Below are 18,773 nucleotides of genomic sequence, written 5' to 3'. Positions count from 1 at the left end.
AGAGTACTCGAAGCAGAAGTATGGTGCCAAGTACTAACATCATATAGTAGAAGACTCTGGAACTTGTGCTTTTGCGGTTACAAAAGAAAAGTTATCAATACCGAGTCGGCTAACTGAAATGAAAGGGTCGTGAAATATTGCTAACGAAAGACGAATGACACTTAAAAAGCCAACAAAGCCGCGATGTCCATCTAGTATTTCTGAAATAACAAAGTTTTCGTTAGTTGGGAGCATGATCTCTGTATCATTGTAGAGAGTGTTCAGAATTTTGTGCTGGCCTATAGCTGACTTTGTTTCTGTTATTAAAAAATATTAGCTTGTTGGTTTTTCTTCAATAAGTTAATCTGCTTTCTGGTAAGGCCAGCTTTACCATATCGGTAGCATAAATAATCTGAAATATCTTGTTCATGTGTTGAAATTATGACTTGCCTATCTCGCAACTCAACACGCAGTAAATCACTCAATGACGCGATATTAATCTCATCCATACACTGTGTTGGATCGTCAATGAATACAAACGCTGTTTTGGCATACTTTTTATTTAAAGCAAGAAACAATGACAACGACAGAGCGCTGATTTGCCCACTGCTCATTGACAGAGTAGCATCATGCTGAGAATCGCAAACTGTTGAAAAGTTCATAGTAGCAGTTTTTCGGTTAGCACTTGGTGTATCAATAAATACTCCCAAGCCACTTTGATAATTTTGAAGTAAACGACCACTGTATATGTGGAAAAGTGACTCCATTTGCCCAATTGTTCTGTTCATGTATTCTGTTTGGGAGTGTTTTAACTTAGTCTCAATTTTTTCTAGTCCGCTATAAAGTGTTTTCAAATGAGTTATTCTTTCATCACAGTTTTTTAGTTCACTTTTTATTTTAATAATAGAGGCATTTAGAGTTAAATTGTGTTGTTGTTGAATATAGCTACGTTTCAAATCGATCAAATCTTCATTCAGTTTTTCTAAATTATTTGGTTCCCCAAAAATATTAATAAAAAAGTTCAATTCTTGGTTTGAAATTAATCCGTCTTCAGGTTCCAATGATTGTAAGATTGCATCTTTAACATTTGATATTTGTTCTGATTGAGCTACTTTTTCTGAAGCGTAATGCTGCGGCAACTCTATACCCTGCTCAATCAATTGTTTACCAATAGATTTTAATCTATTTGCCTGATGTGTATGGGTAATTAACTCAGAATGAAGAGTCTCTTCATACTCTTTCTTCGCTAAGCCTAGCAACGGAACATATTTCGTTTTTAACGGGGCTAGAATTTTTTCTATATCTTGGTAACATTGCGTGATTCTTAGTCCGATATTATCTAATTGTTGTTTTAGTAGATTTGTTTTCACTTTTATAGCTGAAATCAATAACGTACGTTCTTTGTAATCAAACCCGCAAAGAGGGCAGTCATGGCTTTCATCTCCACAGACTTGAATTAACTTTTCACGAAATTGTATCATTTCGGTTTGCTTTCTACTTACACCACCATGCTCAAGTATAAGCTTATTTTTATTTTTCAAAAGGTTAGACAGCTCTTCAGCTGATTGTTTTTCAAGATACGTTGAAAAAATTGCGTTATGTGACGGAGTAAGCTTTGATATTTCAAGGTTCAATAAATTACACACTTTATCTAATTGGTGTAGTTGAGCTTTCTTCTTATTTAACTTTGGTAACTGGTCAATATGGTGATAAAGTCTGACCGCAACACCAAACTCATCTTTTTGAGTAAATTCGACTTTTTGCTTATTTTTGAGCTTCTTTAAGATTTCATTTTTACCAACGTATATACGTTTTAATAGGTCTACTTGTTCTATTAGGTGCTCTAGATTTTTGTGATTCTCTGACGAAAAAGGGGATTCAAGATCCCATTGAGGCGTAACACGTAAATTTGTTAGCTTAGTATAACTTACCTTTATGGAATCACTTACAGTAAGGTACTGTTTCAGCTCTTCTAGCGAAGCGTTTTTAGTTTGATATTCGTCCTTAGCTTTACTTAATTGTGCTTTAGATTCAGCTTTTAGTTTTTCAAAATGATCAATACGTTTTTCTAACTTATCTAGATTAAGAAGGTGGCTTATTTGAGCTGTCCTATTCCTATTGTCACATGCATCAGGTACAACTATAGATTTACTATCTTGTTGGAGATAATTAAGCACTGAAAAGTTGCTTAAAAACTTGTCACCAAACTTTTTTGACCAGAATTCTTTTTCATTATCAATTAACTGTGGATTTAGGTCATCAAAACTCTTTAGTTCATACAACTTAAATTCGTTAAAGCTATTAGGTTTGTTTTTACTTCTATTTAAATCTTCTTTTTTAGCCAGTCTCATAACATAAAGCGACTCAGTTCCTTTTTTGAACTCAGCAGCTATCGAGACATTCGAATGGCTATGATGATTTTGATATATGCTTTTATTAAATTTCTTGTTACCAGAAATTTTTAGTGCTCCAAGCCTTGCTATTATTCTTGGAAGGTTATTACAGAAGAGAAGTTGTTTGGCATCAAAAAGTGAGGTTTTACCGAAGCCGTTTGGTCCATCGTAAACAACTAGATCCGTTGAGTAACTTTCTTCAAAATTGCTGAATAGCTTGAAACCATTAACCTTCAGTTTGTGAATTCGCCATCTTTCCATGAATATACTCCTCAACTATAGTTTGGTAGCAGCGTTCGCTGCTATCTATTAACCTTTCAAACTCTTTACTTAATTCTAAATACCCCTCTTCTTGCAAGTAATCGTTGGCTAGTTCGCATGGGTCGTCTAGTTCAGATTCATCTACTGGGATAGATAAAAAAGGAAGTTTAATGAATATTCGGCTAGCGATACCATATTCTGATGCTTCTAAAGGGGCGTTTTTGTATAAGTTAAATTTGCTTTGATTTTTAATTAAATCGACAATACTTTTTATATCTAAGCTACTTAAAAGCGCTACTTCGTCATTTGTGTAATATAGAACGTGTTTTTTAAAGCTATAACTGTCTTCCTCAATAGCAAAAATCTCATGCTCATAATTCACGATATTCTTTAGGTGCCCTAGCTCAAATAGAAACACAACATCAGTATTTTTAGCAAAAGTAGGCTGTTCTCTTAGCTGTTTAGGTGTTTTGTCTAGAACCCATTTGTTCAGCTCGCTTGGTTTCATGAGCTTAGTTATTTTTATTACAGCTAAAAAACGTTGATGCTCTATTGAACTGGCTTGATAGAAATTAAAATCAACTGATTCTTGTTCGATGGGTTTAAACTTACAAAGTGAATTATAAGAAAGCTCAGCAATTATTTTATTAATCATTTATCTCACTAGTTGCATCAGCCATGGACACAAACCTTACGTTATTAATTTTGGTGATTCGACTTTTATCAGGTTCTGAAATATCTGTAAATTTACCAATTGCGCTTGATTCATTACATAGCTGAAATGAGTTGCTATCCATATGGACAATTAAATTGTCGAAATCATAAAGTAAATCCTGTACAGTAAGATTCCCCCTTATTCCATTAACATTCTCTTGGATCTGGTTCACATCCAGTTCTTGATTTATAGAATCAAGTGTCATCGCAGTTGGTATGTATGAGCCATAGCCATCTTTAAAATAATGAGGTAAGTCTTCAGTGGTTTTTACTCCAATAATCTTCCAAATTATCCTTAGGTACTGATCAACTGTATCATTACTAAATCCCGCTAAAGTAATGGCGTTTTGGCTAGGTTTCTTTGAATAATAAAGACGAGTTAATAGAGGAATATCCATATTTGCCACGGCATATCTACAAATAAAAATTCCATTTAAATCAATGTCTTGGTTGCTTTCGAGAGTGTCTAATATTTGAGAGGTTCTGTTTAAGAGGGTTTTTCTAAATTCAAATAAAATTGCTTGAGGATCATTACTAGGGATTACTTCCGACATTAGGCAACCAACAATCTCCAGAAATGAAATAGGAATAGATTCTGCGGCTTCAAATTTATTTAAAGACTCATGTTGGTTTCGATAGTGCGCTAAATTAACTTTACTTGCCAGTAATGCCTCTAATTTAGCCAGTTTATAGGAGATCTGCTCTTCTGTGGATGGTAGTTCATGTACTTTTAAGTACTGAGTAACAATTTCACTCAGTTTTATATCAATAGCATTTGTTTCAACATAATAGCGTTCATCATGATACTTATAAAATTGAACAAGATGTTCACCGTCAGCATGATTTTCAGTTTTATCTGAAAAATCATCAAGTGCAATCGCAACATGAAACCATCTAACTGTGTTTTGGTTACATTTTTCAGAGAACTTTGAAGCTTGTTTTAAAGCAGGGTTATATGAAGAGCGCTTATCACTTTTCATAGCTTTCACTTGATGAAGAGATAGAACGTTTTCTTTACTATCATAAATAGCGAAATCATCTAAATGTTCAACTCGAAGGTAATGCGCTTCAGAATTTCTTTGTACAAGGAGTCGGATAGCGTGATAGAGGGCTACTTTTCCTTGATATACAAATCCACTCCATGTAGGAATTGCACTACTGTTAATTACTTGAGAGGATACTTCTGTCAATCTAGCTCTTCCTTTTACTCCAAAGATGACAACGTTTTCTAGTTTGTAATCTAAAGAAAAAAAAGTAAAGTAAGTAATAGATCAGAAGTAGAATATAACTTAAAAGTTTAAGAAAAAAGTTCGCTTTAATGATGAACAGATCATGTGTAATTGGTAAAACTTCGAGTTTAAGAGCTAGAACTAGAGCGTGTTGATCTTTCGAGTACATTTTCTAATCAACCCACATCGGTAGCCACATGAGTGAAAAAGCAAGGGCTACCACGCTCATGTAACTCCTAGCCAATTTGTCATATCGAGTTGCTACTGCTCGATGTTTCTTTATCTTCAAAAACGCATTTTCAACTAAGTGACGATATCTGTACATAGACCAATCAATGTCGTCATTTCCTTGCTTACTATTGCCTTTTCTCGGTATTACATGCTTAGCATTGCGACTTTTAATTAGCTCTCTAATCGATTGACTATCATAACCTTTATCTGCAACTACCACTTCGGCATCTGGTGATGAAACCACTAAGCTTTTGCCATAACTTACGTCATGAACCTGCCCGCCTGATAGTTCAAAGTGAACTGGCAAACCACAACTATCAACCGCCAAGTGGATTTTAGTTGATTTACCACCACGGCTTTTACTTATAGCTTGCTCTGCTTGTGAGCCAATATTCGTGCAGTCTTGATGAGCTTTGACAATACTGCCATCAAGAAACAGCCATTGAGCGTCATTTTCCTGAGAAAGAAATTGAAATATCTCTGTTATCACACCTTTTTTAGACCACAAGTTAAACCGTCTAAATACAGCACTCCAGCCGCCGAATTCGCTTGGTAAATCTCGCCATGGAATACCAGTGCGCATACGGTATAAAATACCTTCGAGTGTCATTCTGTGTTCAGGTTTATTATAAATACGACCTGTTAAATACATGATTCTTGATAGCAATTTCCAACTATCATCTGTTAGCATTAGTCTCGGCATCTGGGAAAGTTAAACTGATTTTTGGCGAAACCATTATAACCAACCCATTTGCCGTTTACTTTTCATACCACAAAGATCAACACGCTCTAGTTTAAGTGTGGTTTTCAGAGTAAATTAAACCTGATAACAGTCAGATGACTGTAAGCTCAAATATGGACTACTACCTCTAATCAAGCTCACGATGAGGATTAGCCAAGTACATCGCACCGTGGGCTTCAATTTGTCCGTCGCAATTGCCACTTTTTATTTCATTATCACTTAAGGTAGCTTTACCTGAATTGAGTAATACCAAAGCTCTAGTGCGGCGGTCGCATACAAGCCGATCAGGGAAGTCATTATCTGTTCGTTTGCTTAATACTTGCTCAATTAACAAAATATAGCCGCCGCCCACTACAAATGCATTAGGAATATTAGTATCAACCAACATCGCCACATTACACGCTTGTGCGCTGTCAAAATGGTTCTTTATTTTAAGCGTTTGATGATTGCGCTTAACAACAATGTCGCATTGGTTTTCAATATGAATATTAAAGTTACCTAATTGCCAAACATGTGAAGTGGGGTCTGTAGATAAAGCTTCAGTGTGGCATGAAAAACATAACACTATGATGAATAGAAATAGTTGTGGCATTAATATGTTCTCTTAACGTGTAATGTATACGACTAATGGCTTGCGGCGCGCGATCGAGCATCATCATTTTTCGGCAGTAATAATGAAACACCACCTGCAATAGCAATAAATAACGCTGACACCCATAAACAAGTCACTAAGCCATACGCTTGAAACAGCCAGCCAGACAGGAGTGTTCCAATGAGTCGACCCATCGCATTTGCCATGTAGTAAAAACCAATATCTAAAGAAACGCCATCGTGTCGGGCGTAACTGACAATCAGATAACTGTGTAACGATGAGTTAACCGCAAACGCAATGCCAAATAATCCCAGTCCGATTATTAATATACCTGCCGTTATCGTTGTGCTTGAATCGGTGGCAAAAGTTAACCCAAGTGCGATTGCCACTGGTGTGAGCAGCAAGATACTCGCCCAAAATACTGCACTGTTACCATCAGGCGGGGTTGTGTTGGTGCGATTGGAGTTTGTTTTTATACCTGTAATATAGGGCGCAACGCTTTGTACAATTCCGTATGCGATGATCCACAGTGCAAGGAAGCTACCAACAGTCCAATGTTCCCAGTCTAATGCCGTTGCTAAATAAACGGGTAACGCGACGACAAACCATACATCACGCGCTCCAAATAAGAATAGCCGCGCAGCAGAGAGCAAGTTAATGGCTTTACTACTAGAAAACAACTGATTAAATCTGGGCTTATTCTTGGCTTTGCCTAAGTCTTGCTTGAGATTAGTGATACTAAATAGCCATACCAGTACTAGCATGACAGCCATGCTAGCAATAGCGCCTGTAAAATCTAGCGTGGTAAGCAATACGCCACCTAGAAAAAAACCAACGCCTTTTAGCGCATTTTTTGAGCCAGTAAGTACGGCTACCCATTTGTATAGTGTGTGTTGTGACGTGCCATTGCCATTGTCGGGAACAAGGTGCTTTATCGCGCTTTTGGCGCTCATTTTATTAAGATCTTTTGCAATACCAGACAGCGCTTGTGCGGCCATTACCCAAGGAATGAGTAGCCATTCGCTGGGAACTAACAACATGGATAAGGCTATGATTTGCAAGAAAAGGCCAATATTCATCGTGCGATTAAGGCCAATTCGTGCGCCTAGCCAACCGCCAAGTAAGTTTGTAACCACACCAAAAAATTCATAAAACAGGAATAACATGGCAATACTGAGAGGGTTATAGCCAAGCTGATGAAAGTACAGTACTACTAACATACGCAGCGCACCATCGGTTAATGTAAATGCCCAATAGTTGCCTGTAACGATCAAGTATTGTTTTAATGCAGGAGTGAGAGTTGAAGTATGCTGCACACGGTTGCCCTTACGGTGAATTTTTTAGTTTTCAAGTAGTTGGCGCGCCGTTGCTAATCAACGAACACGCCTAATGGCCTATTTAAGATGCTTGTGCCCGTTGCTGGTCAATTTTTCCAACTAATTCCACCAACTCAGCAGTGCGATTTGCATAACCCCATTCATTGTCGTACCACACGTACAGCTTAACTTGAGTTTCATTAATCACCATGGTGGAAAGCGCATCGATAATACAAGAGCGTGGATCGGTTTTATAATCAATCGACACAAGTGGGCGTTCTTCGTAACCCATTATATTGTGAAGCTCTTCGTCAGCGGCTGTTTTTAATATGTCATTAATTTCTTCAACGCTGGTGGGTTTTTCTAACTCAAACACACAATCAGTAAGCGATGCATTGGCAAGGGGTACTCGTACTGCGTGGCCATTTAACTTACCTTTTAGCTCTGGGAAAATATGAGTGATGGCAGTTGCAGAGCCCGTTGTGGTTGGAATTAAGCTCATGCCACAGGCACGTGCACGGCGTAAGTCTTTGTGGGGAGCATCTAAAATTGTTTGTGTATTGGTGATGTCATGAATGGTGGTCATGGAACCATGCTTAATCCCAATTTTTTGATGCAGTACTTTGACAACGGGGGCTAAGCAGTTGGTGGTGCATGATGCGGCGGTGACAATCTGGTGCTCATCGGCATCATATTGCTGGTGATTAACCCCCATAACAATATTCAGTACGCCTTCTTCTTTAACGGGCGCGGTGACCACAACGCGTTTTACGCCTTGATCTAAATATGCTTGCAGTAACGCTTTGGTTTTCATTTTACCAGACGCTTCAACCACAACATCGCAGCCAGACCAGTCCGTGTCACTGATATTGGTATGCTGTGTACAGCCAATATTACTTTCGTTTATCGTAATAAATTCACTATTATCGTTTTCATCACGCTGATGACTCGCATCATGGTGCCAAGTGCCATGAACAGAATCAAAGTTAATTAGGTGTGCTAATGTTTCAGCGTTGCCGGCGGGGTCGTTAATGTGCACTATTTCAATGTCTTGGTTGTCGAACAGTGCACGAAAAGTAAGACGTCCCATGCGGCCAAAGCCGTTAATACCTATACGAAGTGCCATTGTGTAATCCTTAAAAGTAGTTCTGGGTGATATGTGCTAACAGCATGCTGTTTGTCGGCTCGGACGACTGCCCATGCTATTTAATAACGAAAGCGCTGGCGCGATGTACTCAGTGCTTTCGCTTAGTGTTTGTTTAATAATGCCTTTTTGCCATTCTGGTAATGCATCATGAATGCGATAAAACATCCATTGCCCCTCTTTACGTGCGCTAATTACATGTTGCTCGCGCAATAAAGCTAAATGTCGTGATACTTTGGGCTGACTTAATGCGAGCGCCTTAGTGAGCTCGCATACACATAGCTCTTGTTGATCTTCTATTAATAATAGACAGCGTAACCGCGTATCGTCTGCCAAACATTTATAAAATTGAATAGGTGACATAGTGCAAAACATAATAAGGTGAATGACGAAAAGTATATATGAAATTTCATATACATTAAAAGCAAATGTGTACTTTATTCCCAATTTGCTACCAAGTCGTGGTTCTAGGTATCATATGCCCTAATCACACGTGGGTTTTAGTAATAAAAAGTAGGCTATGGATGCAACACATTAATTTCCCCTTATCCTTAAATAATGAGTGGACAAGCGATTATGCGCGTTTTGAGCTCTCGCCCAATTTAGCTGATTGGTTACTACATACAGGCTCATTAACAGAGCGACTGAAAGCATCGTGTGATGTATTTTATGTGGAGTTATTAGGGCAACATCAGATTCAGTTATCTAACAATATGCAAAAATTGCTGGACTGTGATGATGAACAAGCATGTTTGCGTGAAGTGATTTTACGCTGTGATGATAAGCCCATTGTTTACGCACAAAGCCTTTTCCCACTTAGTTCGCTAACGGGAGAGCAACAACGCTTAGCGCACTTAGGTCATCAGCCACTGGGTGAGGTATTGTTTCAAGATCCAAGTATGCAGCGTCAGCCGTTTGAATTAGCAACATTTGATAACACATCAGCAGTGGCAAAATTATCGAACATGCTCGGTCATACCGCAGTGCAGCCAATGTTTGGTCGTCGATCTGTCTTTCGAGTCAATCATAAACCAATACTTGTAAATGAGATTTTTTTGCCGCTTAGCACGGCGTACCAATAGGGTGAGCGTGCAAATATCTTTATTATCGCTAAGCACTATTTCCATTAATTGCGAAACGCACAACTAATTTATCAGGTACGTTTATGTCTGTATTGCAACTTACCCCCGCGCATTGGTCTGCTTATAGCCGCCTGATGCGACTAGAAAAACCCATTGGTATTTACCTTTTATTATGGCCAACTTTGTGGGCACTTTGGATAGCGTCTGATGGTGTGCCAGCACTAAAGTATTTGGTGATTTTTGTGTGCGGTGTGGCGATTATGCGCTCTGCTGGCTGCGTGATAAATGATTACGCAGATCGCAATATTGATGGTGCGGTTAAACGCACGCAAATGCGCCCGCTGGCTGCAAAAGAGATAACTGAAAAAGAAGCATTACAGCTTTTTGCAGTGCTGATTGTGTGCGCGTTTAGTTTAGTTATCTGGTTAAGTTGGCAAACAATCGCATTATCAGCGGTAGGCTTATTGCTTGCTGCAAGCTACCCATTTATGAAGCGCTACACCCATTTTCCTCAAGTGGTATTGGGTGCTGCGTATAGTTGGGGGATGCCAATGGCGTTCATGGCGGTGCAAGGACACATTCCAACCGTGCTGTGGTTAATGTATATCGCCAACTTAGCGTGGACGGTTGCTTACGATACTATGTATGCCATGGTAGACAGAGATGATGATTTGCGCATTGGGGTAAAAAGTACCGCAGTGTTTTTTGGTCGATTTGATAAGTTAGCCATCGCCTTATTACAATTAGTCACGTTAAGCTTACTGATTGCAGTGGGCTTGATCTTGTCATTTTCTATTTACTACTTTATTGGTATTGCCGTTGCGGCGAGTTTCTTTGCATATCAGCAAATGTTAATTCAACATCGTGAACGCGATGCTTGCTTTCGCGCTTTTCTGAATAATCATTATGCGGGCTTTGCGGTATTTATCGGTATTGTGGTGCATTACTTGTTAAGGTAATGCAGCTATATAGCTTTGTTTCTTATTAATTGCTAGTCCCAAGACGAAGTTCTTGGTATTCATCCACACTAAACACACTGACACGATAGGTGTGTTTAGTGGTGTCGCTTTTTGCAATTACTTTTGTATACGATGCTCGCTGAGTAAGTAAATGATCCGATTGCTGAAGGTGGTGATAGAAGTAGTTTAATTCACTGCACATAAAGCGATTACAAGTTTCAGAACGCAGCCAATTGGGTAGGCTACAACCGTGCTTTCCATGAAATATACAAGAGTTCTGGTAGTGAAGCGTTGGAATATAGCAGCAATATAAGCGTTCAAGCTGTTGCAGAGAAGTGATATTTAGCTTCTCAATAATGCCCTTTAAACTGGTTAAATCTAAAAACGCCGTGTTGCCCGCTTGTGTACAACAATGGCCGCCACATGTACGACAAAAATGGCCTAACAACGTTTTTGTATCAGGCGCTTGTGAATACACTTCAAATAGACTTTCTACATAATGGTCGGCTTCAGGGTGATGGGTAATTTCGTTAAACTGCTGGCTTAAGTACGCTTTAAATTGAAGCGCATTCGCTTCATTGTTGACGATAACGGTGCGCTCATTGGCGGGAGAATGAAACGTGGCAGCATATTTGTGTTGCTCATCAGTTTGAGTTGTATTTGCTCGCGGTGGCTGCGACTCATTCATCTTCGTCTGGATACTCATCTCTGATCGCCAAAAACGCATCTAAATTATTTAGTAAAATATTCACGAGCTTTGGCTCAAAATGTTTACCCGAATTTTGTTTAAGAAATTCAATCACTTTTTCAGTTGGCCAAGGTGGTTTATAGCAGCGTGAGCTGGCTAAAGCGTCAAACACATCGGCAAGCGCGCTTATTCTTCCTTCGATCGAAATCTCTAATTCTTTCAGCTGGTTGGGATAGCCTGTACCGTCCCATTTTTCATGGTGTTGGTGCGCAATGATTGCGCCCACTTTTATGATGTCATTTTTAGACTTACGCAAGATCTCGTAGCCTAATTGCGCGTGGGTTTTCATGATTTCCCATTCGGCATCATCAAGCTGAGAGGTTTTATTTAGAATGCGATCCGGAATGCCTATTTTGCCTACATCATGGAGTGGCGAAGCGAGTTTAATAACCTCAGCTTCATATTCAGAAAGGCCGTATTTGATAGCGAGTAAGTGGCTAAATAGCGCCACTCTTTTTACATGGCTACCGGTTTCTTTAGAACGTTTTTCAACGGCTTCACCAAGAATGTAGGATAATTCTTTTTGTGATTCACGGCTTATTTCACGTAAACGAATGCGCTCGTACGCAATGGCAATATTGTTGGCGAATAATTCTAGTAAGCGATGTTCATGGCGCTCTAGTGGAGACTGCTTACTCACATACAATAAATGCTCTATGTTGTTTGACGAAGTATAGTAGCCAACAAAGTAATCATGGTGATGAATACTTTGTTTTGAGTTATGGGCATCTTCAAGTGCTTGCTTAATGGGGGCTGGGATCCGTGTTTTACACTGCTGATCAGGGCATGGTTCTTCGCCGGAAAGCGCCAGTATTTCATAATTATCGGCTTCTTCGTACACTGTATTAGTGGCCGCGCAACAATATACGGTATCAGGCTCAACGGTTAATACATGTGCGGTTTGCGCTAATAACACTTCAGCAAATTGGTGAAGTGTGTCGCACTCAACAAAATGAGCAGTCACGGATATCAGCCGTTCTAAGCTTTTATTTTGATACTTAATGGTGCATAAATCGCGATAGCCACGCAGTGCACTGTACATTAAGCTTTTTAGTTTAATGGAAGTGAGCTCAGTTTTGTTTTTGTAATCGTTAATGTCAAAATCACGAATGACAGATTCTTCAGGTGCTTCACCCGGTTGCCCCGTTCTAAGAATTAAACGGGTAAAGGTATTTTGTTGAACGTTTCGTACATGTTTAATTAATTCTAGCCCCGCATTATTGGTTTCCATCACAACATCAACCAGTGCTACCGCGATATCATTGTGTTGTTCAAAATACGTTTTTGCCTCTTCCCCAGAATAGGCGTTTATAAATTTGAGTGGCTTGTTATCAAATTCAAAGCTGCTTAGCACCAGCCGAGTTATTTCATGGATGTCATCTTCGTCATCAATAACCAGTACGCGCCAGCAGTGTTCGTCTTGCGATTCTGGTTGCTCAGGCTCATCATCTTCAGAGTAAAATTTGAAAAGCGTTTCTGCCACGTTAGTGTCCTCTATATCGTCTCTTTGAGTATAGAAGTCGCGGCTAGAAATGCGAGTGTATTCAGTAAGGTGAGGGTGTGTTAATTATCTTCTAGATTTTCCAGTTCTATATTAATAGCGTCGCAGGAAATCTGAATTTCATACAGCGAAATAAATAAAGAAAGCAATAACGAAATAAGGCTAATGCCGAAGCACCATTGGCCTGCAATCATTAACTCTACAAACATAAAAAACATCGCAAATGTGCAAAACATAAAAGCGAGTACACCAAACCATTGCATGGCACGGATGAGCACGATGCGTTTTTTAAGATTAGAGATCTGCCGCTTTGCCATTTCTCTTGCTTGGTTTTGTTCGCGGCTATTAAGTTGTCTAATTAATTGCGCTAACACTAAAAAGCGATTGGTATAAGCCAAAAATAATAATGAAATGGCAGGAAATAAAAGTGCTGGGGTAGTGATAGTCATAATATTTGCGTTGCTAAGTAAGATAATCCGATGCTATAAAGGTCTGGTCGGTTTTGCAACAATTAGTGATTAGGTTAAGCTGCCACACCACACGCTTGGTAGCAGATTAATGAGCGGCCATATTCACCCTATTATTGATGTTAAGCCATTAATTTTTTTGTAGTCACTTACTGATTGCTCCTCACAATAAGGAATGCCATGGACATTATTACAGCAGCCGTCACATTATTCTTAATTATGGATCCTTTGGGCAACTTACCAATCGTGATCTCAGCGTTAAAAAATGTGGAAAAATCTCGACGAAACATCGTGCTCATTCGCGAACTTATTTTGTCGTTGCTGATAATGTTAATGTTTCTTTTTGCAGGCGAATCCATTCTAGACTTTCTTAATTTACGGCAAGAATCGGTAAGTATTGCTGGTGGTATTATTTTATTCTTAATTGCGATTAAAATGATTTTTCCCTCTCCCGGTGGCGTTATTGGTGTGAAAGAAGGCGAAGAGCCGTTTTTAGTGCCTATTGCAGTGCCTATGATCGCGGGGCCGTCAATTTTAGCAGCCTTACTGCTGTTAGCTAACCAAGATCCAAATCGTATGATGGACTGGAGCCTTGCGTTGATTGGCGCTTGGTTAATCAGTGCAGTTATATTAATGTTTTCTGGCGCGCTTCACCGTATGTTAGGAGAGCGAGGATTAACAGCACTAGAACGACTAATGGGTATGATACTGGTGATGATAGCGGTACAAATGCTATTAGATGGCATTGGCGTTTACTTTAAGCTGTAAACATGAAATGAAAGTGAGATAAATAAAAATAGTTTCATTGAAATGCGCTGCGATTACAGCGCATTTTTCAAATCGTATAGGTAATAAAAAGAGTATTGTTACTTCATATAAAAATAATAATAAAGCGGTAATATGATGACTCAACAAGAAGCAACATTAGAACTCGTTAATTCTCGTCAATTTTCAGCAGAAAACGAGCAAGAAAAACGCGCTAAAGTGAACGAAAATACTAATAGTCCTGTTAGTACTTCCGAGGATCATGCGCTAACGCCTACAGGTAATATTAAGCAAGCAATTAGTGCGTTTAGCCACGAACTAATGCAACAAATAGATGCAGAGCGCGCAGCATTAGTTGCCGCACATCAGGTGCAGCATCAAGCTCAATTAGCGCATTTGCAGCAGCAACTAACGCAGTTTAATAAAGATAATCTGCACCTACAAAAAGTGATTGCGCAACAAACAGCCGATTTCAATAAAGAGCGCGAAACTTTCACGCAAAATAACCAAGAAGAGGCGTTATCAAATCAGATCTCACAGCTTGAGATCAGTAACGCAGCGTATGAGAAAAAACAGCAGCAACAACGGCAGTATATTGAAACATTAAAAGCAGAATTAGACGAAGCGTTAGTAGCAGTAAAAACGCAAACGCAACACGCTGCGCAAGTCGCACAAGAGCAACAATGTGAACGTGAACAGCAAGCTGCTGATTTTCAAAAAGAACAGCAAGGCTTACAGCTTGCGCTAGATGAGATGTTGGCAAAATATGCAGGCATACAGCAAGCCGAGCAGCAACTTAAAAGCGCACTTAGTGAAAGTGAACAGCAAGTACAATTATTGACTGACACCTTAAAAGATATGGAGTTGGCTCTGGAAGACCAAATTGCTGAAACAGAAAGCAATAAAGCGAATGCCTCGCATTTTGAAAGCCAGATAATCACTCTTAATCAGCAAATAGTAGAAGCAAAGCAAGCGCATCATACAGAACTGTCGTCAGCGCAAACGCTATTAAAAAATGAACAGCAATTGGTTGCTAAATTGCAACAACAGCATGCCGCGAATACGGCTGAATTGTCGTCACTTCAGCATCAGCTAACTGCTCAGCAGCAAGAAAGCGAGGCCCAAATGGCAGCGCAACAGCAACAAGCTGAGTCACAATTCCAACAAACACAATCTCAATTGCAAGCAACACATCAACACGCGTTAACCGATTTAGCACAGCAACTAAGCAGGCTTGAAGACGATAAAGATAAATTAACGGATGAAGTCAATAGTTTAAAAGCTGACATTACTGCGGCTGAAACCAGTAAAGAACAACTGCTGATAGCACACCAAGAGCAAGAGCAGCAATGGCAAGACAGCTTAGCGCAAGCTCAAGCGTCAGCACGTCAAGCAGAGCAAGCGCTAACTAACAAAGAACAAGCCATGTTAGACATTCAGCAACATATCACACAGCTACAAACGCGCTATACGCACACGCATACCAAGCTTGATAATGATTCACAACAAGCGCGTGAAACCATTAAAGCGCTACGCGAGCAAATTGAAGGTTTGCAAACACAATTTGTCGAAACACAATCTGACATGGAAGCAAAAGTCACTGAATATCGCTTAAAATTTGAATATGCGCAGTCACAATTAACAAAGGAAAACTAATTGATGTAAGCGTTGCACTTACATCAAATCATTAATTATGAAAACAATAAATATTGCGCGTTTCGCGGTGGGGCTAAGTTGGATTTACCACGGATTATTTCCAAAGTTAATGCATGTTGCACCGCTGGAAAAGTTAATAACCAGTACAATGGGATTTAGTGAGTATTTTTCTTATTGGATAACCAAAGTAGCAGGCATCGGTGAAGTGATCTTTGGTGTACTCTTGATAATACTTTTTAAAAGTAAATCATTAATTTGGTTAAATATATTTGGTTTAGTGATGCTGCTGTTGTATGTTGCCATACAAGTACCATATGTGCTTGTTGAAGCATTTAATCCAGTAACAACAAACCTTTTAATGATCGCGATGAGTGTTATTTGGCTTAAAGAGCTACAACATCGTCAGTATCAACCGTCCGAAAAATAACTAACGCATAAAACACATGAAGGGAGTCAAATATGGCCTATGAAATGCTGGTGGGATTACAGGTAAAAGATAACGAAATATATCAACAATATCGTGATGCAATGATGCCTATCTTACAATCATTTGGTGGTAGTTTTGGGGTCGACTTTAAAGTGGCTGAAGTATTAAAGCCAGCAGAAGGCAGTAAAATTAATCGCGTTTTCACTATCAACTTTCCTGATAAGCAAGCAATGGATGCGTTTTTTAGCAATCCAGAATATCTCCAAGCAAAAGAGCGCTTCTTTGAAAAGTCAGTGGCCGAAACAACGATTATTGCGAGCTATGAAATAAGTTAAGTGCAAAGGAGATGTCCGATAAAAATGTTTCACCTGTAGGATGGTATGTTGGCTCATATCTCATAAGGTTTATTGAGCTTGAAGAAGATGGAAACTTTGACGAAGAGAATAGGTTCCTTTCATGGGAAAGTACCATATTGGTTAAAGCATCTAGCCTTGATGACGCATACGATAAAATTGAACATGAAGCTAAAGAGCATACTGAGCCATATAAAGGTGGTTATAAAGGCACTCCTGTACAGTGGGTTTACGAAGGGGTTACGGAAATAATACCAATCTATGACGAGTTAGAGCACGGAGCAGAAATAATGTATTCGGAGTCTACTCGTAAACTAAAAAACCTAAAGAAATTAGTTAAGAAAAAAGGTCAATTTCATCAATAATTGCACCTAACAAGCTTATATTGGACACAAACACGTTGGCTCGCGTAAGCGCGATTATAGCCAACTATTTTTCGTCGCCTACTGGGGCGTTAGTTTTATGAAGGAGGCATTGTGGAAATCTGGAAGCTACTTTTCTTTATCCCTGTGTGTTTTGCACTCAATATGACACCTGGTCCAAATAACCTTTTGTCTATGAATAATGCTCGTTGCTATGGCTTCCGGTCTGCGTTTATTGCAGGTCTTGGACGGATTGCTGCATTTTCGGTAATGATTGCGTTAGCTGCTTCAGGTTTGGCTGTTGTGCTGTATGCTTCTGAAACTTTGTTCCTCACAATTAAAATATTGGGCGCTGCCTACTTGCTTTGGATCGCCTACAACCTGTGGCGCTCAGAAGTGAGCCCTGTTTCTGAAATAGCCATAATTCAGAATCGTTTTAGTTTAGCTAAACAAGAATTTGTATTAGCAGCTGGTAATCCTAAAGCTATCTTAATATTTACAGCATTCCTACCGCAGTTTGTGGATGTGTCTGCGAGCGTGAATGAACAATTTTTTGTATTAGGCAGCACGTTCTTAATTCTGGAGTTAGCGGCGATATCTATTTACGCTATGTTTGGGATATATCTGAGACAATGGTTTTCGAAGCCCCAAATGGCAAAGCGGTTTAATAGAGCGTGTGCGACCTTTTTAGCTGTGTCGGGAGGCAACCTGTTATTTAGCCGTCAGCAATAATACATACAAGGCATTTAAGGCAGGCTTCCAACGCTTGGTGCTTTCGGTTTGATTCAACTTAAGTGTTTACGGCACAATGGTTTAAGTATGGTGATCTGCGTTGATCATCACTTAACGCGGCGTTAGCTATCCATCAATGACAATGGGTGTAATATGAGAATTTTGCTTTTCTTTTTCCTGTTTTGTATAGCATTTATCAGCAATGCTGTAGTGATTCGGCATGATATTCCTTCAAAAAATTATAAATTAGACAAAGCTCCTGAATATTTAATTGATATGCCCCACGAAGGGCATGGAGTGCTGATAAGCCCACAATGGATCTTAACTGTGGCTCATACCATCTTTTATGACTACTCAGGTAAAAATTTAAAGGTGGGTTCCAAAAATTTTGAAATAGAAAAAGTTTATATACACCGAGGCTATGTTAAAGCTGACAAAGCCTTATTCGAGGGTGACGCTACTCCTTTAATGAATTTTCTCAAATCTAGAAGTGACATTGCACTAATTAAACTTTCTAGACCCGTAACCGATCTAAAACCAATCGACATATACCCAAATGCTAATGAAAAAGGCAAAGAAATTACAGTGTTTGGTCGCGGTGCAAAGGGAGATGGAATAACCGGTGAAAATATTGAGACAAAATCTTTACGAGAGCTAAATCACTTTAAAAATATTGTTGAAACTACAGATGAGAAGTGGTTATCGTTTAAATTTGATAAAGCGCCGAATGCATTACCTCTTGAGGGGATGCATGGTTCGGGTGATAGCGGTGGTGCATCGATCATATTTGAAAACGGTACTCCATATTTAGTTGGCTTATCAAGCTGGCAACTTTGGGAGGGTGACCTTGCTTCCTTTAAAGGTGGTTTATATGGCACTACTGCTTATCAAGTTAGAGTTTCAAAATACCGAGACTGGATAATGAGTGTATTGGGTAGCTAACAAGAGACGATAGCATCAATGGCTAATTTATGGCTTTTAGCGCTTCCTACATAACCTCATCTCTTAGCATAGAATTTCATATCACAATCACTTTTCTGACATAGACAATCAGTGCCACTTTTTAGGCTTTCCAGCTGTAACTAATTTGTGATATTGCGTTTTATAAGCAGGGATGAAC

21 protein-coding genes are annotated in these 18,773 nt (G+C 39.2%); 9 read left to right on the top strand and 12 right to left on the bottom strand.

The annotated features are described in order from the left end of the window. Positions 1 to 39 precede the first annotated feature (39 nt). The 9 genes from HUU81_RS15965 to HUU81_RS15925 form a co-directional block, all read right to left on the bottom strand. Positions 40 to 234 carry a hypothetical protein gene (locus HUU81_RS15965; protein ID WP_199609893.1) on the bottom strand — a complete coding sequence of 65 codons (195 nt, stop codon included), beginning with the start codon at positions 232 to 234 and terminating at the stop codon, positions 40 to 42. A gap of 68 nt (positions 235 to 302) precedes the next feature. Continuing rightward, positions 303 to 2,633, bottom strand: a complete 2,331-nt coding sequence (locus HUU81_RS15960; protein WP_199609892.1) for an AAA family ATPase — start codon at positions 2,631 to 2,633, stop codon at positions 303 to 305. After that, entirely contained in the window at positions 2,599 to 3,288 is a 690-nt protein-coding gene (locus tag HUU81_RS15955) for an ABC-three component system middle component 1 (RefSeq protein ID WP_199609891.1), read from the bottom strand. Before HUU81_RS15955 ends, HUU81_RS15960 begins: the two co-directional genes overlap by 35 nt. After that, positions 3,281 to 4,537, bottom strand: coding sequence for an ABC-three component system protein (locus HUU81_RS15950; RefSeq protein ID WP_199609890.1), 1,257 nt, complete (start codon positions 4,535 to 4,537; stop codon positions 3,281 to 3,283). Before HUU81_RS15950 ends, HUU81_RS15955 begins: the two co-directional genes overlap by 8 nt. 211 nt (positions 4,538 to 4,748) lie before the next feature. After that, positions 4,749 to 5,510 (bottom strand): IS5 family transposase, encoded by a 762-nt coding sequence (locus HUU81_RS15945; protein WP_199609889.1) that lies wholly within the window; start codon positions 5,508 to 5,510, stop codon positions 4,749 to 4,751. A 166-nt stretch (positions 5,511 to 5,676) separates the two neighbouring features. Next, positions 5,677 to 6,141, bottom strand: a complete 465-nt coding sequence (locus tag HUU81_RS15940; protein ID WP_199609888.1) for a hypothetical protein — start codon at positions 6,139 to 6,141, stop codon at positions 5,677 to 5,679. Positions 6,142 to 6,173: 32 nt separating this feature from the next. Further along, positions 6,174 to 7,457, bottom strand: a complete 1,284-nt coding sequence (arsJ, locus tag HUU81_RS15935) for an organoarsenical effux MFS transporter ArsJ (RefSeq protein ID WP_199609887.1) — start codon at positions 7,455 to 7,457, stop codon at positions 6,174 to 6,176. A gap of 82 nt (positions 7,458 to 7,539) precedes the next feature. Continuing rightward, positions 7,540 to 8,583: an ArsJ-associated glyceraldehyde-3-phosphate dehydrogenase gene (locus tag HUU81_RS15930; protein WP_199609886.1), complete on the bottom strand. Its 1,044-nt coding sequence runs from the start codon at positions 8,581 to 8,583 to the stop codon at positions 7,540 to 7,542. 36 nt (positions 8,584 to 8,619) lie between these two features. Then, positions 8,620 to 8,964, bottom strand: a complete 345-nt coding sequence (locus HUU81_RS15925) for a metalloregulator ArsR/SmtB family transcription factor (protein ID WP_199609885.1) — start codon at positions 8,962 to 8,964, stop codon at positions 8,620 to 8,622. Between the two features lie 161 nt (positions 8,965 to 9,125). Here HUU81_RS15925 and HUU81_RS15920 point away from each other — a divergent pair, with 161 nt between their 5' ends. After that, positions 9,126 to 9,683, top strand: coding sequence for a chorismate--pyruvate lyase family protein (locus tag HUU81_RS15920; RefSeq protein ID WP_199609884.1), 558 nt, complete (start codon positions 9,126 to 9,128; stop codon positions 9,681 to 9,683). An 83-nt stretch (positions 9,684 to 9,766) separates the two neighbouring features. Beyond that, positions 9,767 to 10,642 carry a 4-hydroxybenzoate octaprenyltransferase gene (ubiA, locus tag HUU81_RS15915; protein WP_199609883.1) on the top strand — a complete coding sequence of 292 codons (876 nt, stop codon included), beginning with the start codon at positions 9,767 to 9,769 and terminating at the stop codon, positions 10,640 to 10,642. A gap of 25 nt (positions 10,643 to 10,667) precedes the next feature. Here the strand turns inward: ubiA and HUU81_RS15910 are convergent, their stop codons facing one another. The 3 genes from HUU81_RS15910 to HUU81_RS15900 form a co-directional block, all read right to left on the bottom strand. Beyond that, positions 10,668 to 11,348, bottom strand: a complete 681-nt coding sequence (locus HUU81_RS15910) for a hypothetical protein (RefSeq protein WP_199609882.1) — start codon at positions 11,346 to 11,348, stop codon at positions 10,668 to 10,670. Next, positions 11,323 to 12,873 (bottom strand): DUF3369 domain-containing protein, encoded by a 1,551-nt coding sequence (locus HUU81_RS15905; RefSeq protein ID WP_199609881.1) that lies wholly within the window; start codon positions 12,871 to 12,873, stop codon positions 11,323 to 11,325. Before HUU81_RS15905 ends, HUU81_RS15910 begins: the two co-directional genes overlap by 26 nt. Before the next feature lie 80 nt (positions 12,874 to 12,953). Next, positions 12,954 to 13,340 carry a DUF2721 domain-containing protein gene (locus HUU81_RS15900; protein ID WP_199609880.1) on the bottom strand — a complete coding sequence of 129 codons (387 nt, stop codon included), beginning with the start codon at positions 13,338 to 13,340 and terminating at the stop codon, positions 12,954 to 12,956. Between the two features lie 198 nt (positions 13,341 to 13,538). On the opposite strand from HUU81_RS15900, the gene HUU81_RS15895 reads away from it, so the two are divergent. The 7 genes from HUU81_RS15895 (at position 13,539) to HUU81_RS15865 (ending at position 18,595) form a co-directional block, all read left to right on the top strand. Beyond that, positions 13,539 to 14,126, top strand: coding sequence for a YhgN family NAAT transporter (locus HUU81_RS15895; protein ID WP_199609879.1), 588 nt, complete (start codon positions 13,539 to 13,541; stop codon positions 14,124 to 14,126). A gap of 132 nt (positions 14,127 to 14,258) precedes the next feature. Then, positions 14,259 to 15,779, top strand: a complete 1,521-nt coding sequence (locus HUU81_RS15890; RefSeq protein ID WP_199609878.1) for a coiled-coil domain-containing protein — start codon at positions 14,259 to 14,261, stop codon at positions 15,777 to 15,779. Between the two features lie 37 nt (positions 15,780 to 15,816). Further along, positions 15,817 to 16,206, top strand: coding sequence for a DoxX-like family protein (locus HUU81_RS15885; protein ID WP_199609877.1), 390 nt, complete (start codon positions 15,817 to 15,819; stop codon positions 16,204 to 16,206). A gap of 32 nt (positions 16,207 to 16,238) precedes the next feature. Beyond that, positions 16,239 to 16,541, top strand: a complete 303-nt coding sequence (locus HUU81_RS15880; RefSeq protein WP_199609876.1) for a DUF1330 domain-containing protein — start codon at positions 16,239 to 16,241, stop codon at positions 16,539 to 16,541. Between the two features lie 11 nt (positions 16,542 to 16,552). Beyond that, positions 16,553 to 16,924: a DUF4288 domain-containing protein gene (locus HUU81_RS15875; protein WP_199609875.1), complete on the top strand. Its 372-nt coding sequence runs from the start codon at positions 16,553 to 16,555 to the stop codon at positions 16,922 to 16,924. A gap of 111 nt (positions 16,925 to 17,035) precedes the next feature. Then, on the top strand, positions 17,036 to 17,653 hold the full coding sequence (locus HUU81_RS15870; protein WP_199609874.1) for a LysE family translocator: 618 nt from the start codon (positions 17,036 to 17,038) through the stop codon (positions 17,651 to 17,653). Between the two features lie 153 nt (positions 17,654 to 17,806). After that, on the top strand, positions 17,807 to 18,595 hold the full coding sequence (locus HUU81_RS15865) for a S1 family peptidase (RefSeq protein WP_199609873.1): 789 nt from the start codon (positions 17,807 to 17,809) through the stop codon (positions 18,593 to 18,595). The last annotated feature ends 178 nt before the right edge of the window (positions 18,596 to 18,773 follow it).

Source organism: Flocculibacter collagenilyticus, assembly GCF_016469335.1.
Taxonomy (GTDB): domain Bacteria; phylum Pseudomonadota; class Gammaproteobacteria; order Enterobacterales; family Alteromonadaceae; genus Flocculibacter; species Flocculibacter collagenilyticus.
This window is presented reverse-complemented; position numbering and strand designations above follow the sequence as displayed.

Coding starts and splice junctions, on each gene's coding strand:
- HUU81_RS15865 (WP_199609873.1), top strand. CDS start 17,807: ATGAGAATTTTGCTTTTCTTTTTCCTGTTTTGTATAGCATTTATCAGC.
- HUU81_RS15965 (WP_199609893.1), bottom strand. CDS start 234: ATGCTCCCAACTAACGAAAACTTTGTTATTTCAGAAATACTAGATGGA.
- HUU81_RS15920 (WP_199609884.1), top strand. CDS start 9,126: ATGCAACACATTAATTTCCCCTTATCCTTAAATAATGAGTGGACAAGC.
- HUU81_RS15890 (WP_199609878.1), top strand. CDS start 14,259: ATGATGACTCAACAAGAAGCAACATTAGAACTCGTTAATTCTCGTCAA.
- HUU81_RS15925 (WP_199609885.1), bottom strand. CDS start 8,964: ATGTCACCTATTCAATTTTATAAATGTTTGGCAGACGATACGCGGTTA.
- HUU81_RS15940 (WP_199609888.1), bottom strand. CDS start 6,141: ATGCCACAACTATTTCTATTCATCATAGTGTTATGTTTTTCATGCCAC.
- HUU81_RS15960 (WP_199609892.1), bottom strand. CDS start 2,633: ATGGAAAGATGGCGAATTCACAAACTGAAGGTTAATGGTTTCAAGCTA.
- HUU81_RS15895 (WP_199609879.1), top strand. CDS start 13,539: ATGGACATTATTACAGCAGCCGTCACATTATTCTTAATTATGGATCCT.
- HUU81_RS15955 (WP_199609891.1), bottom strand. CDS start 3,288: ATGATTAATAAAATAATTGCTGAGCTTTCTTATAATTCACTTTGTAAG.
- HUU81_RS15875 (WP_199609875.1), top strand. CDS start 16,553: ATGTCCGATAAAAATGTTTCACCTGTAGGATGGTATGTTGGCTCATAT.
- HUU81_RS15930 (WP_199609886.1), bottom strand. CDS start 8,583: ATGGCACTTCGTATAGGTATTAACGGCTTTGGCCGCATGGGACGTCTT.
- HUU81_RS15910 (WP_199609882.1), bottom strand. CDS start 11,348: ATGAGTATCCAGACGAAGATGAATGAGTCGCAGCCACCGCGAGCAAAT.
- HUU81_RS15900 (WP_199609880.1), bottom strand. CDS start 13,340: ATGACTATCACTACCCCAGCACTTTTATTTCCTGCCATTTCATTATTA.
- HUU81_RS15945 (WP_199609889.1), bottom strand. CDS start 5,510: ATGCCGAGACTAATGCTAACAGATGATAGTTGGAAATTGCTATCAAGA.
- ubiA (WP_199609883.1), top strand. CDS start 9,767: ATGTCTGTATTGCAACTTACCCCCGCGCATTGGTCTGCTTATAGCCGC.
- HUU81_RS15880 (WP_199609876.1), top strand. CDS start 16,239: ATGGCCTATGAAATGCTGGTGGGATTACAGGTAAAAGATAACGAAATA.
- HUU81_RS15885 (WP_199609877.1), top strand. CDS start 15,817: ATGAAAACAATAAATATTGCGCGTTTCGCGGTGGGGCTAAGTTGGATT.